Here is a 15,919-nt window from a genome sequence, read left to right on the forward strand (position 1 = left end):
AGTGTAATACAGCGCCTTACAGTGAATAATCCGGACAAAAGCAAAACATTATTGCTGTACAGGGATAATCATCCATGTCCGAAAACCGCTGGGAAGGAATCGACGAATTTGTCGCCGTGGCCGAATGCAGCCAGTTCACCGCTGCCGCGGAACGCCTCGGGGTTTCGTCCTCTCACATCAGTCGACAAATTGTACGCCTCGAAGAACGCCTGCAAACCCGTTTGCTCTACCGCAGCACCCGCCGGGTCACGCTGACCGAGGCAGGGCAAACCTTCCTGCAGCACTGCCAACGCCTGCAGGATGGGCGTGAAGAGGCGTTGCGCGCGGTCGGCGACTTGACCAGCGAGCCCAAAGGCATGCTGCGCATGACGTGCGCCGTGGCTTACGGTGAACGCTTCATCGTGCCGCTGGTGACGCGTTTCATGGGGCTGTATCCGCAACTGCGCATTGATATCGAACTGACCAACCGGCAACTCGACCTGGTACATGATGGCCTCGACCTGGCGATCCGCCTGGGGCGTTTGCAGGATTCACGGCTGGTCGCCACCCGCCTCGCGCCACGACGCATGTTTCTCTGCGCGTCGCCTTCCTACCTGGAACGCTACGGTCGGCCACACAGTTTGTCGGAACTGAGCCGGCACAACTGCCTCATCGGCAGTTCGGATCTGTGGCAACTGGAACAGAACGGGCGGGAATTTTCGCAACGGGTCCAGGGAAACTGGCGATGCAACAGTGGGCAGGCGGTGCTGGATGCGGCGCTGCAGGGCGTAGGGTTGTGTCAGTTGCCGGACTATTACGTGCTGGAGCATTTGAATAGCGGCGCGTTGATTTCGTTGCTGGAAGCACACCAACCGCCGAATACGGCCGTTTGGGCGTTGTATCCGCAGCAGCGGCATCTGTCGCCGAAGGTGCGCAAGCTGGTGGATTTTTTGAAGGAGGGGTTGGCCAAACGGCCGGAATACCGAAACTAGCTGGCGTGTCAGCAAGATCCCGGTGCCCGGACTACCGCTATCGTCGGAACGCCGCCCGGAGTAAGCTCGCTCCCACAGTGGGCGGGCTCGAACACAAATCTTGTAAACGCCAGCAAACCCTGTGGGAGCGAGCTTGCTAGCGATTGGGGGCAGCACAAACCAATGTCAATCAGCGACGATTGGCCCAACGCTGTCTCAACCACTCAAGGTCTTCAGGACGCGTAACCTTGAGGTTGTCGGACCGCCCTTCGATCAGCCGCGGTGCCGAACCGGCCCACTCCATCGCCGAAGCTTCATCCGTAACTACCGCGTCAGCCACCAGACTGTCCGCCAATGCCCGATGCAACGCCCCAAGGCGGAACATCTGCGGCGTGTAGGCCTGCCAGATCACGCTGCGATCCACGGTTTCGACCACACGACCGTGCAGATCGACGCGTTTGAGCGTATCCCGCGCCGGGACCGCCAGCAGTCCGCCGACAGGATCGTCAGCCAGTTCAGTCAGCAGCTTGTCCAGGTCGTCACGACTGAGGTTCGGCCGTGCGGCATCGTGAACCAAAACCCAATCCTCATCATCAGCGCCCTGTGCGTGCAGATGCAGCAACGCATTGAGCACCGACCCTGAACGTTCGGAACCGCCCTCGACCCGGGCAATCCGCGGATCACTGGCACACGCCAGGTTCGGCCAATAAGGATCGTCAACAGCAAGACTGACCACCAAGCCTTTCAGGCCTGGATGACCAAGGAAACAGCCGAGGCTGTGTTCGAGAATAGTGCGCCCGCCCAGTTGCAAGTATTGCTTGGGACGGTCCGCAGCCATACGGGCACCGACGCCCGCGGCAGGAATCACGGCCCAGAAGGCCGGTAACGACTTGATCATTGGGCCAACTGGTAAAGGGTTTCACCATCCTTGACCATGCCCAACTCATGGCGAGCCCGTTCTTCAACGGTCTCCATGCCCTTTTTCAACTCACTGACTTCGGCGTCCATCACCCGATTGCGCTCCAGCAATGTCTGGTTCTCGGCCTGCTGATCCGCGATCTGCTGAGTCAGGTCGGCCACTTGCGCCAGACTGCCATTACCCACCCACAGGCGGTATTGCAGGCCAGCCAGCAGCAGGAGCAAGACGAGGAACAACCAATTGGGACTGCGCATCGAATATCAGGTATCCAGTGAAAAAAGACAGCCATACCAAAACATGAAGCTACTGATAGCACGAAGCCTGGAAGAACCAGGCTTGTGCTTATAAGGCATCAGATTAGTGGCAAAAACGTCGCTGTAGCGATTTTTCCGACACAATCCGGTGTCTTTTTTACCAAGCAGTGCCGTACCTCACCAATACGCACCGTCAAAAATGAGCAGTATTGGCGAGGCACGGCACTCTATCAACCGCGGAATTCGCCGCGACCGTTGTACTTGGCCTTGCCGTTCAACTGCTCTTCGATGCGCAGCAGTTGGTTGTACTTGGAAACGCGGTCGGAACGGCACAGGGAACCGGTCTTGATCTGGCCAGCCGAAGTGCCCACAGCCAGGTCGGCAATGGTCGCATCTTCGGTTTCGCCGGAGCGGTGCGAGATCACGGCAGTGTAACCGGCAGCCTTGGCCATCTGGATGGCTTCCAGGGTTTCGGTCAGGGTGCCGATCTGGTTGAACTTGATCAGGATCGAGTTGGCGATCTTTTTATCGATGCCTTCTTTCAGGATCTTGGTGTTGGTTACGAACAGGTCGTCGCCTACCAGCTGGGTCTTCTCGCCGATCTTGTCGGTGAGGATTTTCCAGCCAGCCCAGTCGGACTCGTCCAGGCCATCTTCGATGGAGATGATTGGATAACGTTCGGTCAGACCTTTGAGATAGTCAGCGAAACCTTCAGCGGTGAACACCTGGCCTTCGCCGGACAGGTTGTACTTGCCGTCCTCGTAGAATTCGCTGGCCGCGCAGTCCAGGGCCAGGGTCACGTCGGTGCCCAGCTTGTAACCGGCGTTGGCCACGGCTTCGGAGATCACTTTCAAAGCGTCTTCGTTGGAAGTCAGGTTTGGTGCGAAACCACCTTCGTCACCGACGGCAGTGCTCAGGCCACGGGCCTTCAGCACGGCTTTGAGGTGGTGGAAAATCTCGGTGCCCATGCGCAGGCCTTCCGAGAAAGACTTGGCGCCAACCGGCTGAACCATGAATTCCTGGATGTCGACGTTGTTATCGGCGTGCTCACCGCCGTTGATGATGTTCATCATCGGAACCGGCATCGAGTAAACACCCGGGGTGCCGTTCAGGTTGGCGATGTGAGCGTACAGCGGCAGGTCCTGGTCCTGTGCTGCTGCCTTGGCCGCGGCCAGGGAAACGGCGAGGATCGCGTTGGCGCCCAGGGAACCTTTGTTTTCAGTGCCGTCGAGCTTGATCATTGCCAGATCGAGCGCTTTCTGGTCGCTTGGGTCCATGCCTTTCAACAGATCGCGGATCGGACCGTTGATGTTGGCCACGGCCTTGAGGACGCCCTTGCCCAGGTAACGGCTCTTGTCGCCATCACGCAGCTCGAGCGCTTCACGCGAGCCAGTGGAAGCACCGGACGGCGCGCAGGCACTGCCGATGATGCCGTTGTCGAGAAGCACGTCCGCTTCCACGGTGGGATTGCCACGGGAGTCGAGAACTTCACGACCTTTGATGTCGACGATTTTAGCCATTGTTGTAAACACTCCAAAGTTGACGAAAACGACGCAGCTGTAGGAAATCTTTGATCGTCGGCAAGCGAGGTGCAGCGGGCAGTCTTGCAGACGACAAGGCTCAGGCCCGAGGGCCTGAGCGTTAAATCGTGCGGTACTTTACCGGAGAATTGAGGATTACGCGGTTTCTACCGTCGGAAAACTCTTCACCAGCTCGTCCAGAGCTTTGAGCTGGGCCAGGAATGGCTCCAGTTTGTCCAGACGCAAGGCGCAAGGACCGTCGCATTTGGCGTTGTCCGGATCCGGGTGGGCTTCCAGGAACAGGCCGGCCAGCGACTGGCTCATGCCAGCCTTCGCCAGGTCGGTGACCTGGGCGCGACGACCGCCGGCGGAATCGGAGCGACCGCCTGGCATTTGCAGCGCGTGGGTCACGTCGAAGAACACCGGATATTCGAACTGCTTCATGATGCCGAAGCCGAGCATGTCGACGACCAGGTTGTTGTAGCCGAAGCTCGAACCACGCTCGCAGAGGATCAACTGATCGTTACCTGCTTCCACGCATTTGTTCAGGATGTGCTTCATTTCCTGAGGGGCGAGGAACTGGGCTTTCTTGATGTTGATCACTGCGCCCGTCCTGGCCATCGCGACCACGAGGTCGGTCTGGCGCGACAGGAAGGCTGGCAACTGGATGATGTCGCAGACTTCAGCGACGACCGCGGCCTGATCAGGCTCGTGGACGTCGGTGATGATCGGCACGCCGAAGGCTTGCTTGATGTCCTGGAAGATGCGCATGCCTTCTTCCAGGCCAGGACCACGATAGGAGGTCACAGAAGACCGGTTGGCCTTGTCGAAACTGGCCTTGAACACGTAAGGGATGCCGAGCTTCTCGGTGACCTTCACATACTCTTCGCAAACCTGCATGGCCATGTCACGGCTTTCCAGCACGTTCATGCCGCCGAACAGCACCATGGGTTTGTCGTTGGCAATCTCGATGTCGCCGACGCGGATGATCTTCTGTGCCATCGGGGTTACGCCTTCTTCTGGTGTTGAGCCAACGCTGCCTTGACGAAACCGCTGAACAGCGGGTGACCGTCGCGTGGCGTAGAGGTGAACTCAGGGTGGAACTGGCAAGCGACGAACCATGGATGATCCGGAGCTTCAACCACTTCAACCAGTGCGCCATCGCCGGAACGACCGGAGATTTTCAAACCGGCTTCCATGATTTGCGGCAGCAGGTTGTTGTTCACTTCGTAGCGATGACGATGACGCTCGACAATCACGTCCTTGCCGTAGCAGCCGTGAACCAGCGAACCCGGCTCCAGCAGGCAGTCCTGTGCGCCCAGGCGCATGGTGCCACCCAGATCGGAAGCTTCGGTACGGGTTTCGACAGCGCCGGTGGCATCTTCCCACTCGGTGATCAGACCCACGACCGGGTGACCGCTTGCACGATCGAACTCAGTGGAGTTGGCGTCTTTCCAGCCCATCACGTTACGGGCGAACTCGATAACGGCCACTTGCATGCCCAGGCAGATACCCAGGTACGGAACCTTGTTTTCGCGAGCGTATTGAACGGCGGTGATCTTGCCTTCAACGCCACGCAGACCGAAGCCACCCGGTACCAGGATGGCGTCGACGCCTTCAAGCAGCGCGGTGCCCTGGTTCTCGATGTCTTCGGAATCGATGTAGCGCAGATTGACCTTGGTACGGTTGCTGATGCCGGCGTGACTCATCGCTTCGATCAACGACTTGTAGGCGTCCAGCAGTTCCATGTACTTGCCGACCATGGCGATGGTGACTTCGTGCTCAGGGTTGAGCTTGGCGTCGACCACGGCTTCCCACTCGGACAGATCGGCACCGCCGCATTGCAGGCCGAAACGCTCGACGACGAAATCGTCCAGGCCCTGGGAGTGCAGGATACCCGGGATCTTGTAGATGGTGTCGGCATCTTCCAGGCCGATCACCGCACGCTCTTCAACGTTGGTGAACTGCGCGATCTTGCGACGCGACGATACATCGATCGGGTGGTCGGAGCGGCAGACCAGCACGTCCGGTTGCAGGCCGATGGAACGCAGTTCCTTCACCGAGTGCTGGGTTGGCTTGGTTTTGGTTTCGCCGGCAGTGGCGATGTACGGCACCAGAGTCAGGTGCATCAGCATCGCGCGCTTGGCGCCGACTTCGAAACGCAGTTGGCGGATCGCCTCGAGGAACGGTTGCGACTCAATGTCGCCCACAGTGCCACCGATCTCGACCATTGCCACGTCGGCATCGCCAGCACCCTTGATGATGCGGCGCTTGATTTCGTCGGTGATGTGCGGGATCACCTGGATGGTTGCACCCAGGTAGTCACCACGGCGCTCCTTGCGCAAAACGTGCTCGTAGATACGGCCAGTGGTGAAGTTGTTGTTCTGGGTCATGGTCGTGCGGATGAACCGCTCGTAATGACCCAGGTCCAGGTCGGTCTCGGCGCCGTCGTGGGTGACGAACACTTCACCGTGCTGGAACGGGCTCATGGTGCCCGGGTCGACGTTGATGTACGGGTCCAGCTTCAGCATGGTGACCTTAAGTCCCCGCGCCTCCAGGATGGCCGCCAATGATGCCGATGCAATGCCTTTCCCCAATGAAGAAACAACACCGCCCGTGACGAATATGTAGCGCGTCATGAAAAACCCTAGAAGTCTGCGTTAAAGCGGTCCGAGCCGCCGGGGAAAGCGAAGGAAGGCCGAAGCCCCCGATCACCTGCATTAATCACAGTGCACCTTTCAAAAAAACCGCCGCGTTGGGACAGACCGGAAAATGGATCACCGGTTCGTTGCTCGCTACACATTTTTTGGAATCGCCCAGCAAAGACTGCTTGGTAATCGGCAACTCCTGCAATTCAGGTGAATCCACAGAAGTTGTATCAAGAAGGGAGCGTAGTCTACCGGAAAGCCCCTTTCAGCTCAAACCTTGATCTTCGTTCAGTGGCTGCCAATGCAAATGCCAGTCGCCGATCACACCACCATCAAGCCCCTTGAGGTTCGCTACCGCGAGCAACTGCCCCTCTTTGTAGAGCAGCGGCAATCTGCCGCGCACGAAGGACGGTACACCGCTTTCATTGAGCAAACGTTTCAGGTCCCGATGGCCGCGACCAGGCAAAGCCATGATCTCTCCCCCTTCACGATAGCGGATCTGTAACGGGCCATCGGGGGGGTGCCCGGTGAGCGAAAGCACGCCGTTGCCTGGAATTGCCAGCGGTGAAGTCGGGTCCTGCCAGGCGCAGGCGGCGGGCAGCGGACGTAACCAGCGCCCGGACAGCCACCAGATCCGCCCGCCCGCACGATGCAGTTCGCCATCGGCCAGCCGCCACACCGGGCAGGCATCGCCGGTGGCGTCGCGCAAATCCTCCCAACCCGACCAGTGGTCGGTGTCCGGCAGACGGGTCAGCGGTTCTAGCCAGTGACTGAGCGCATTGCGCTGACGCGCGACAGAGAGTTTTTCCAGTGAGGCCAGTTCCAGCGACGGCAGGCCCAGCCAATCGAATTCACTGACGGTGCGCGCCAGGTTCAAGTCAATCTGTGCCAGTTCATCAAGCAGCCCTTGGGCTTCACTCAAATGCGCAGCGCTGCGAGCCATGGTCGCCATCGCCTGTGGCCAGCGCGAGGTCAACACCGGGAACACCTGATGGCGCAGGAAATTGCGCGAGAATTGTCGGTCCTGATTGGAGGGGTCCTCAATCCAGCGCAATTGATGCTCCGCCGCATAGGTTTCCAGTTCGGCGCGGGTCGCATCGAGCAAAGGCCGCAGCAGGTGCCCTTTACCCAGTGGACGCTGCAGTGGCATGCCCGACAAACCTCTCACTCCGGCTCCACGCAGCAGCCGGAACAGCAGGGTTTCCGCCTGATCGTCACGGTGTTGGGCTGTCAGCAGCACTTCACCAGGCCGAATCACTTGGCTGAATGCGTGATAACGCGCGTCCCGGGCCGCCCGCTCCAGACTGGCACCGGGCTGTACCTGTACACGAATAACCTGCAACGGGACGTCCAGCGCAGCGCACACCGAACGACAATGCTCCGGCCATGCATCGGCCGCGGCTTGAAGGCCGTGATGTACATGGATGGCACTCAGCGCCGGCAGGGATTCGGTTTTTTCGAGGTATGCAAGGAGGTGCAGCAGGACAGTGGAGTCCAGGCCTCCTGAGAAGGCGATGCACCAGGTTGTGGCGTTGCGCCACGGGGCAAGATTCAGCAAAAGCCTGGAAGGCAAATCAATCGCGGGCCGATCCATATCTTTCCCTTTGCACAAATCAAATGTGGGAGCGAGCCTGCTCGCGAAGACAGTTCAACATTCAACACATTCGTTGGCCGTTATACCGCTTTCGCGAGCAGGCTCGCTCCCACACATGGGTACAGCGAGATCTGATTACAGACCGTAGCTCATCAGACGTTCGTACCGACGGGCCAGCAGCGCGTCGTTGTCGAACTTCTTCAACATCGCCAGTTGCGAGCTCAGCTCGGCGCGGATCGATGCGGCTGCAGCGGCCAGGTCACGGTGCGCGCCACCCAATGGCTCGCCAATCACCTTGTCCACGATACCCAGGCCTTTAAGGCGCTCGGCAGTGATGCCCATCGCCTCTGCGGCGTCTGGTGCTTTCTCGGCGGTTTTCCACAGAATCGAAGCGCAACCTTCCGGCGAAATCACCGCGTAGGTCGAGTATTGCAGCATGTTCAACTGGTCGCAGACACCGATTGCCAGTGCACCACCGGAACCACCCTCACCGATCACGGTGGCGATGATTGGGGTTTTCAGGCGCGCCATCACCCGCAGGTTCCAGGCAATCGCTTCGCTCTGGTTGCGCTCTTCCGCGTCGATGCCAGGGTAGGCACCCGGAGTATCGATGAAGGTCAGGATCGGCATTTTGAAACGTTCGGCCATTTCCATCAGGCGGCAAGCCTTGCGGTAGCCTTCCGGACGCGGCATACCGAAGTTGCGGCGAACCTTCTCGCGCACTTCACGGCCTTTCTGGTGACCGATAACCATCACCGGCTTGTCCTCCAGACGGGCAATACCGCCAACGATCGCAGCGTCGTCGGAGAAGTGACGATCACCGTGCAATTCGTCGAATTCGGTGAAGATGTGCTCGATGTAGTCCAGGGTGTACGGACGTTTCGGGTGACGCGCCAGACGTGCGATCTGCCAGCTGGTCAGCTTGCCGAAGATGTCTTCGGTCAGCGTTTTGCTCTTGTCCTGCAGGCGGGAGATCTCATCGCCGATATTCAGCGAATTGTCATTACCGACCAAGCGCAACTCTTCGATCTTGGCTTGCAGGTCGGCGATCGGCTGTTCGAAATCTAGAAAATTCGGGTTCATAGGCGTCCGTCTTGGGTCGAGTCCCAAGTGATCTTGGGCCGGCCGGTTGTCTATTCGCGCCCTACCTTAAGGGACAGGCGCGCTGAGGTCGAGATTAAAAATTCAGGTCAAGGTCAGGGCAATCTGATAGCACTGACCGTCAACGGTATTGGAGGAAGACGTTGTCTCGCCCGAACTGGTCACGCAGGGCTTGAATCAACGCATCCGCCGGATCGATCCGCCAGCCCTCGCCGAACTGCAACAAGGCCTTCGCATCAGGGCTGGTGTAGTCCATGGTGATCGGGCATGCACCGCGGTGACGCTTCAACAGTTCGCCCAACCAGCGTAGCTGATCGCCCTTGAGGTCCCTGGCATGCAGCTTCAGGCGCAGGCTTTCGGCCAGATTGGTGCGCGCATCCTCCATGCTCATCACCCGTTTGACCCGCAACTTCAGGCCACCGGAGAAGTCGTCGTTGCTGACCTCACCTTCGACCACCACCATCGCGTCGGTCTGCAACAGTGATTGCGCAGAATGGAACGCCTCGGAAAACAGCGAGGCCTCGATCCGTCCAGAGCGGTCGTCAAGGGTGATGAACCCCATCTTGTCGCCCTTTTTGTTCTTCATCACCCGCAAGGCGATAATCATCCCGGCGACCGTCTGGGTATCACGCGCAGGTTTCAGATCGATGATGCGCTGACGGGCGAAGCGACGGATTTCACCTTCGTATTCGTCGATCGGGTGACCGGTCAGGTACAGGCCGAGGGTATCTTTCTCCCCTTTCAGGCGTTCCTTGAGGGTCAGTTCCTTGGCCTTGCGGTGATTGACATAGACGTCGGCGTCTTCTTCGACAAACAGACCGCCAAACAGGTCGGAGTGACCACTGTCCTGGGTGCGCGCGGTCTGTTCGGCCGCCTTGATCGCTTCTTCCATGGCCGTCAGCAGCACCGCGCGATTGCGGTCGATGTTGGCCTGGTAGGCTTTCTGCTCATCGTAAAAATACGGCCCGAGGCGATCCAGGGCACCGCTGCGGATCAAACCGTCGAGGGTGCGCTTGTTGATGCGCTTGAGGTCGACACGCGCGCAAAAATCGAACAGATCCTTGAACGGACCGGCCAGACGCGCTTCGGTAATCGCCTCGACCGGGCCCTCACCCACGCCCTTGATTGCACCCAGGCCGTAGATGATCCGGCCCTCGTCGTTCACCGTGAACTTGAATTCGGAAGTGTTCACGTCCGGCGCGTCGAGACGCAGCTTCATGGTCCGCACTTCTTCGATCAAGGTCACGACCTTGTCGGTGTTGTGCATGTCCGCAGACAGTACCGCGGCCATGAATGGCGCCGGGTAGTGCGCCTTCAGCCACGCGGTCTGGTACGACACCAGGCCATAGGCGGCGGAGTGCGACTTGTTGAAGCCGTAACCGGCGAATTTTTCTACCAGGTCGAAAATGTTACCGGCAAGGTCCGCGTCGATATTGTTGGTGGCGCAACCTTCGATGAAACCGCCGCGCTGCTTGGCCATTTCCTCGGGTTTTTTCTTACCCATGGCTCGACGCAGCATGTCCGCACCACCGAGGGTGTAACCGGCCATGACCTGGGCAATCTGCATCACCTGTTCCTGATACAGGATGATGCCGTAAGTCGGTGCCAGTACTGGCTTGAGGCCTTCGTACTGGTAGTCCGAGTGTGGGTACGCCAGCTCGGCGCGACCGTGCTTACGGTTGATGAAGTCGTCCACCATGCCCGATTGCAGCGGGCCCGGACGGAACAGCGCCACCAGTGCGATCAAGTCTTCCAGGCAGTCGGGCTTGAGCTTTTTGATCAGCTCTTTCATGCCGCGGGATTCGAGCTGAAACACCGCCGTGGTTTCGGCTTTCTGCAGCAGGTCGTAAGTTTTCTTGTCATCGAGCGGGATGAAGTCGATGTTCAAGTCATCCAGGCCTTTCTTGGCCTGTTCGCGATTGATGGTTTCCATCGCCCACTTGATGATGGTCAGGGTCCGCAGACCGAGGAAGTCGAACTTCACCAGGCCAGCAGCCTCGACGTCATCCTTGTCGAACTGGGTGACCAGGCCACCGCCCTCTTCATCACAGGCGATCGGCGAAAAGTCCGTAAGCTTGGTCGGGGCAATAACCACACCACCGGCGTGCTTGCCGGTACCCCGGCAGACACCTTCGAGCTTGCGCGCCATGTCCCAGATTTCCTTGGCGTCTTCGTCGACCTTGAGGAAATCGCGAAGGACCTCTTCCTGCTCGTATGCCTTCTCCAGGGTCATGCCGACCTCGAAGGGGATCATCTTCGACAGGCGATCGGCCAGGCCGTAGGATTTGCCCTGCACCCGCGCCACGTCGCGCACCACCGCCTTGGCGGCCATGGTACCGAACGTGATGATCTGACTCACCGCGTTGCGACCATAGGCATCGGCCACGTACTCGATCACCCGATCGCGACCGTCCATGCAGAAGTCGACGTCGAAGTCGGGCATGGAGACTCGCTCCGGATTGAGGAAACGCTCGAACAGCAGGTCATAGGCCAGCGGGTCAAGGTCGGTGATCTTCAGTACGTAGGCGACCAGGGAACCGGCACCCGACCCTCGGCCCGGGCCCACCGGTACGCCGTTGTTCTTGGCCCACTTGATGAAGTCCATAACGATCAGGAAGTAACCGGGGAACCCCATCTGGATGATGATATCCAGCTCGAACTTCAGCCGATCAAGGTAGACCTGGCGCTTCTCTTCGTAATTGGGGGTTGTATCTTTCGGCCACAACACCGCCAGGCGTTCTTCCAGGCCTTCGTGGGAAACATGGCGCAGGTAATCATCGATACCCATGCTGTTGGGCGTGGGAAAGTCCGGCAGGAAGTGCTTGCCCAGTTTCACATCGATATTGCAGCGTTTGGCAATCTCGACTGTATTTTCCAGCGCCTCGGGTATATCGCTGAACAGCTCGGCCATTTCCTCGGCGCTTTTGAGGTATTGCTGATTACTGTAATTCTTCGAACGCCGCGGATCGTCTAGAGCCCGCCCCTCACCGATGCAGACGCGGGTTTCGTGGGCCTCGAAGTCTTCCTGCTTGAGGAAACGCACATCGTTGGTAGCGACCAGCGGCGCACCGAGCTTCTCGGCCAGGGCCACGGCGCCATGCAATTGCTCTTCGTCGTTGGGGCGATTGGTACGCTGGATTTCCAGATAGAAACGGTCCGCAAACACCGCCATCCACTCACGCGCCAGGGTTTCGGCCTCGTCCGGGTTGCCACTGAGCATGGCCTGGCCGATTTCGCCCTCTTTCGCCGCCGACAGCATGATCAAGCCTTCGTTGGCTTCGGCCACCCATTCGCGCTCGACGATGACCGAACCATTGCGCTGACCATCGATGAAGCCGCGAGAGATCAATTCGGTGAGATTACGATAACCCAGTGGATTCATGACCAGCAGGCTGATCCGGCTCAGTGGGTTGTCCGGATCCTTGTTCGACAGCCACAGGTCGGCGCCGCAGATCGGTTTGATCCCGGCACCCATGGCGGCTTTATAGAATTTGACCAGGGAGCACATGTTGTTCTGGTCGGTGACCGCTACGGCAGGCATGTTCATGCCGACCAGGGTCTTGACCAGCGGCTTGATCCGCACCAGACCGTCGACCAGGGAGTATTCAGTGTGCAGGCGTAGGTGAACGAATGAAGCCGGCATAGTGATCCTGCGTATATTCATGAAAACAACAAGGCCCGGAAATCCGGCGCTTTAAAGCTACTTCACTTGGTAATACTGCGTTGAACGACAGTTCGAAATGCTCATTGACTAAAGTCAACTCCGCTTTCTCACTGCCGTTCGCCTTGTCTTACCTGCGCTCGTGACGCTTTAAAGAGCCGGATTGTACCGGGCCTTGGCAAAAAAAATCAGCCTTGCGACTAACTCTCGATCAATCCTTCCCGTGCCTCATACGCCAGCCGCACCGGGGCAAACGATCGCCGGTGAATCGGGGTCGGGCCAAGACGGGTGAGCGCTTCCAGATGAACGGGCGTCGGGTAGCCTTTATGTCCGCCGATGCCGTAACCCGGATAAATCAGTTCGAACGCGGCCATCTCACGATCACGGCTGACTTTGGCCAGAATCGAAGCCGCTGCGATGGCCGGCACCTTACTGTCACCCTTGACCACCGCCTCGGAACGCATCGGCAGCTTAGGGCAACGGTTGCCGTCGATCATCGCCAGCTTCGGTTGAATGTGCAGCCCCGCCACCGCACGCTGCATGGCCAGCATGGTGGCGTGCAGGATATTCAGTTCGTCGATCTCTTCGACTTCGGCGCGAGCGATGCACCAGCTCAGGGCCTTTTCGCAGATTTCGTCGTAGAGCTTTTCGCGGCGGGCCTCGGTGAGCTTCTTCGAGTCGTTAAGGCCGAGGATCGGGCGATTCGGATCAAGAATCACCGCCGCCGTCACTACTGCGCCACAGAGCGGGCCGCGACCGACTTCATCGACGCCGGCAACCAACTCTTCGACTTCCGCCACCAGGGTGAAATCCAGCCCCATCTGCATGTTCGTTTTACTCATTTCACTTGGCCGATCAGGTTCAGCACTGCGTCCGCAGCCTGGTTGGAGGCATCCAGACGCAGGGTCCGGTGAATCTCATCAAAACCGCGGGTCTGCTCTTCCCCACCATCGATCAAGGGTGACAACGTCTGGGCCAGCGCTTCGACCGTTGCATCGTCCTGCAATAACTCGGGCACCAACAGACGCTGGGCCAACAAGTTCGGCAACGAAATGTAGGGGCTTTTCACCATGCGTTTGAGAATCCAGAACGTCAGCGGCGCCAGGCGATAGGCGACCACCATCGGCCGCTTGTACAGCAATGCTTCAAGCGTTGCGGTGCCGGAGGCAATCAACACCGCATCGCACGCTGCCAGGGCGAGATGAGACTGTCCATCGAGCAGAGTCAGCGGCAGATCGCGACCGACCAACAGCTCTTCAAGCTGTGCGCGACGCTGCGCACTGGCGCACGGCATGACAAACCGCACCCCCGGGCGCAACGCCCGCAGGCGCTGCGCGGTATCGAGAAACAACGCACCGAGCCGACCAACTTCACCGCCACGGCTGCCGGGCATCAACGCAACCAGCGGCCCATCGGGCAAACCGAGTTCGGCCCGTGCAGCAGCGCGATCGGCTTCGAGTGGAATGGCATCGGCCAGGGTATGGCCGACGAACCGCACCGGCACGCCTTTCTCTTCATAGAACCTGGCTTCGAACGGGAACAGCGTGAGCATCAGGTCGCAGCCTTCGCGAATCTTCAGCACGCGTTTCTGCCGCCAGGCCCAAACCGACGGGCTGACGTAGTGCACGGTCTTGATCTCGGCCTGGCGCAGTTTGAGTTCGATATTGAGGTTGAAGTCGGGTGCATCGATACCGATGAACACGTCCGGCTTCGCGGCGATCAGGTCGGCGACCAGTTTCTTGCGCCGCGCCAGCAACTCGCGCAGGCGACCCAGGACTTCCACCAGCCCCATCACAGACAGGCGCTCCATCGGGAAGTACGGGGTCAGGCCCTCGGCCTGCATCAGCGGACCACCAACACCGATGAATTCGACGGCCGGGTGACGAGCCTTGAGCGCGCGCATGAGGCCCGCACCCAGAATGTCACCGGAAGCCTCACCCGCTACCAGCGCAATACGCAGATTGGCCATGATTAGCGGGTGATGCCGCGAGTCGAAGACTGGATGGAGTCACGGAACACCGCTACTTCCGGATACTGGGCCGACGGCTCGGCCAGTTCGGCGAGCGCCTGCTCAACGGTCAGGCCCTGACGGTACACCACCTTGTAGGCACGACGCAGTGCGTGGATCGCATCTTCGCTGAAGCCCCGACGGCGCATGCCCTCGAAATTCATGCTACGGGCTTCGGCCGGGTTGCCGAACACCGTGACATACGCTGGAACATCCTTGCCAATCGCCGTACCCATGCCTGAGAAGCTGTGGGCGCCAATGTGGCAATACTGATGAACCAGGGTGAAGCCGGAGAGGATCGCCCAGTCTTCCACGTGCACATGGCCCGCCAGTGCAGTGTTGTTCACCAGGATGCAGTGGTTGCCGATTACGCTGTCGTGGCCGATGTGGGCATACGCCATGATCAGGTTGTGATCACCCAGGGTCGTTTCCGAACGGTCCTGGATGGTGCCACGGTGAATCGTCACGCCTTCACGGATGACGTTGTGATCACCAATCACCAGCCGGGTTTCCTCACCCTTGTACTTCAGGTCAGGTGTGTCTTCACCCACCGAGGAAAACTGGTAGATGCGATTGTGCTTACCGATTCGGGTCGGCCCCTTGAGGATCACGTGCGGCCCGATGACTGTCCCCTCGCCGATTTCCACACCCGCACCGACGATCGACCACGGGCCAACCTCGACGCCCTCAGCCAGAACGGCTGTCGGATCGATGATTGCACGAGGGTCAATCAAACTCATAGCTTGCGTTCCGCACAGATGATTTCAGCGGAGCAGACAGGCTTGCCATCGACCGAAGCCTGGCATTCGAACTTCCAGATCTGACGCTTGCAGCTGATGAACTTGGCTTCAAGTATCAGCTGGTCACCTGGCAGAACCGGCTGGCGGAAGCGCAGCTTGTCGGAGCCGACGAAATAATAAAGAGTGCCATCGGCCGGTTTCACGTCGAGCATTTTGAAGCCAAGGATCCCGGCAGCCTGAGCCATGGCCTCGATGATCAATACGCCCGGCATGATTGGATGCGCAGGGAAGTGACCATTGAAGAACGGCTCGTTGATGCTGACATTCTTGTAGGCGCGAATGCGCTTGCCTTCAACATCCAGCTCCACTACCCGGTCCACCAGCAGGAACGGGTAACGGTGAGGCAGGTATTCGCGAATCTCGTTGATGTCCATCATTTCGGGGGGAAGCCTATGTAAAGATTGGGAGCGCGCGACTGACGCACGTTCCGCTAGCAAATCAAGGAGGCAGTCTAGCGGCTGTGC

Annotated in this window: 13 protein-coding genes; 1 reads left to right on the forward strand and 12 read right to left on the reverse strand. The window is 59.1% G+C overall.

The window, feature by feature from the left end; genetic code table 11:
- The first annotated feature begins 74 nt into the window (after nucleotides 1–74).
- Entirely contained in the window at nucleotides 75–971 is an 897-nt protein-coding gene (locus tag CAF65_RS07235; protein ID WP_085715683.1) for a LysR substrate-binding domain-containing protein, read from the forward strand.
- 169 nt (nucleotides 972–1,140) lie between these two features.
- Here CAF65_RS07235 and ispD read toward each other — a convergent pair whose 3' ends face one another.
- From ispD to fabZ, 12 genes are all read right to left on the reverse strand, one after another.
- Entirely contained in the window at nucleotides 1,141–1,848 is a 708-nt protein-coding gene (gene ispD, locus CAF65_RS07240) for a 2-C-methyl-D-erythritol 4-phosphate cytidylyltransferase (protein ID WP_085715684.1), read from the reverse strand.
- Nucleotides 1,845–2,123 carry a cell division protein FtsB gene (gene ftsB / locus CAF65_RS07245; RefSeq protein WP_008019784.1) on the reverse strand — a complete coding sequence of 93 codons (279 nt, stop codon included), beginning with the start codon at nucleotides 2,121–2,123 and terminating at the stop codon, nucleotides 1,845–1,847. The genes ispD and ftsB overlap by 4 nt, the downstream gene beginning before the upstream one ends.
- A 230-nt stretch (nucleotides 2,124–2,353) precedes the next feature.
- Nucleotides 2,354–3,643: a phosphopyruvate hydratase gene (gene eno / locus CAF65_RS07250; protein ID WP_085715685.1), complete on the reverse strand. Its 1,290-nt coding sequence runs from the start codon at nucleotides 3,641–3,643 to the stop codon at nucleotides 2,354–2,356.
- A 156-nt stretch (nucleotides 3,644–3,799) separates the two neighbouring features.
- Nucleotides 3,800–4,645: a 3-deoxy-8-phosphooctulonate synthase gene (gene kdsA / locus CAF65_RS07255; RefSeq protein ID WP_057400872.1), complete on the reverse strand. Its 846-nt coding sequence runs from the start codon at nucleotides 4,643–4,645 to the stop codon at nucleotides 3,800–3,802.
- 5 nt (nucleotides 4,646–4,650) lie between these two features.
- The gene (locus CAF65_RS07260) at nucleotides 4,651–6,282 is read right to left on the reverse strand and encodes a CTP synthase (RefSeq protein WP_085715686.1); all 1,632 of its coding nucleotides are present in this window, start codon (nucleotides 6,280–6,282) and stop codon (nucleotides 4,651–4,653) included.
- 274 nt (nucleotides 6,283–6,556) lie between these two features.
- Entirely contained in the window at nucleotides 6,557–7,885 is a 1,329-nt protein-coding gene (gene tilS / locus CAF65_RS07265; protein ID WP_085715687.1) for a tRNA lysidine(34) synthetase TilS, read from the reverse strand.
- 135 nt (nucleotides 7,886–8,020) lie between these two features.
- On the reverse strand, nucleotides 8,021–8,968 hold the full coding sequence (locus tag CAF65_RS07270) for an acetyl-CoA carboxylase carboxyltransferase subunit alpha (protein ID WP_085715688.1): 948 nt from the start codon (nucleotides 8,966–8,968) through the stop codon (nucleotides 8,021–8,023).
- 139 nt (nucleotides 8,969–9,107) lie between these two features.
- Complete coding sequence (gene dnaE / locus CAF65_RS07275) at nucleotides 9,108–12,629, reverse strand: DNA polymerase III subunit alpha (RefSeq protein WP_085715689.1); 3,522 nt, start codon at nucleotides 12,627–12,629, stop codon at nucleotides 9,108–9,110.
- Nucleotides 12,630–12,847: 218 nt separating this feature from the next.
- A complete protein-coding gene (gene rnhB, locus CAF65_RS07280) occupies nucleotides 12,848–13,474 on the reverse strand; it encodes a ribonuclease HII (RefSeq protein ID WP_057400877.1) in 627 nt (208 codons plus the stop codon).
- An 11-nt stretch (nucleotides 13,475–13,485) separates the two neighbouring features.
- A complete protein-coding gene (gene lpxB / locus CAF65_RS07285; RefSeq protein WP_085715691.1) occupies nucleotides 13,486–14,616 on the reverse strand; it encodes a lipid-A-disaccharide synthase in 1,131 nt (376 codons plus the stop codon).
- Nucleotides 14,617–14,618: 2 nt separating this feature from the next.
- The gene (lpxA, locus tag CAF65_RS07290) at nucleotides 14,619–15,395 is read right to left on the reverse strand and encodes an acyl-ACP--UDP-N-acetylglucosamine O-acyltransferase (protein WP_008019545.1); all 777 of its coding nucleotides are present in this window, start codon (nucleotides 15,393–15,395) and stop codon (nucleotides 14,619–14,621) included.
- Nucleotides 15,392–15,832: a 3-hydroxyacyl-ACP dehydratase FabZ gene (fabZ, locus tag CAF65_RS07295; RefSeq protein WP_007978374.1), complete on the reverse strand. Its 441-nt coding sequence runs from the start codon at nucleotides 15,830–15,832 to the stop codon at nucleotides 15,392–15,394. Before fabZ ends, lpxA begins: the two co-directional genes overlap by 4 nt.
- Nucleotides 15,833–15,919 lie beyond the last annotated feature (87 nt).

The organism is Pseudomonas sp. B28(2017) (genome assembly GCF_002113025.1).
Taxonomy (GTDB): Bacteria; Pseudomonadota; Gammaproteobacteria; order Pseudomonadales; family Pseudomonadaceae; genus Aquipseudomonas.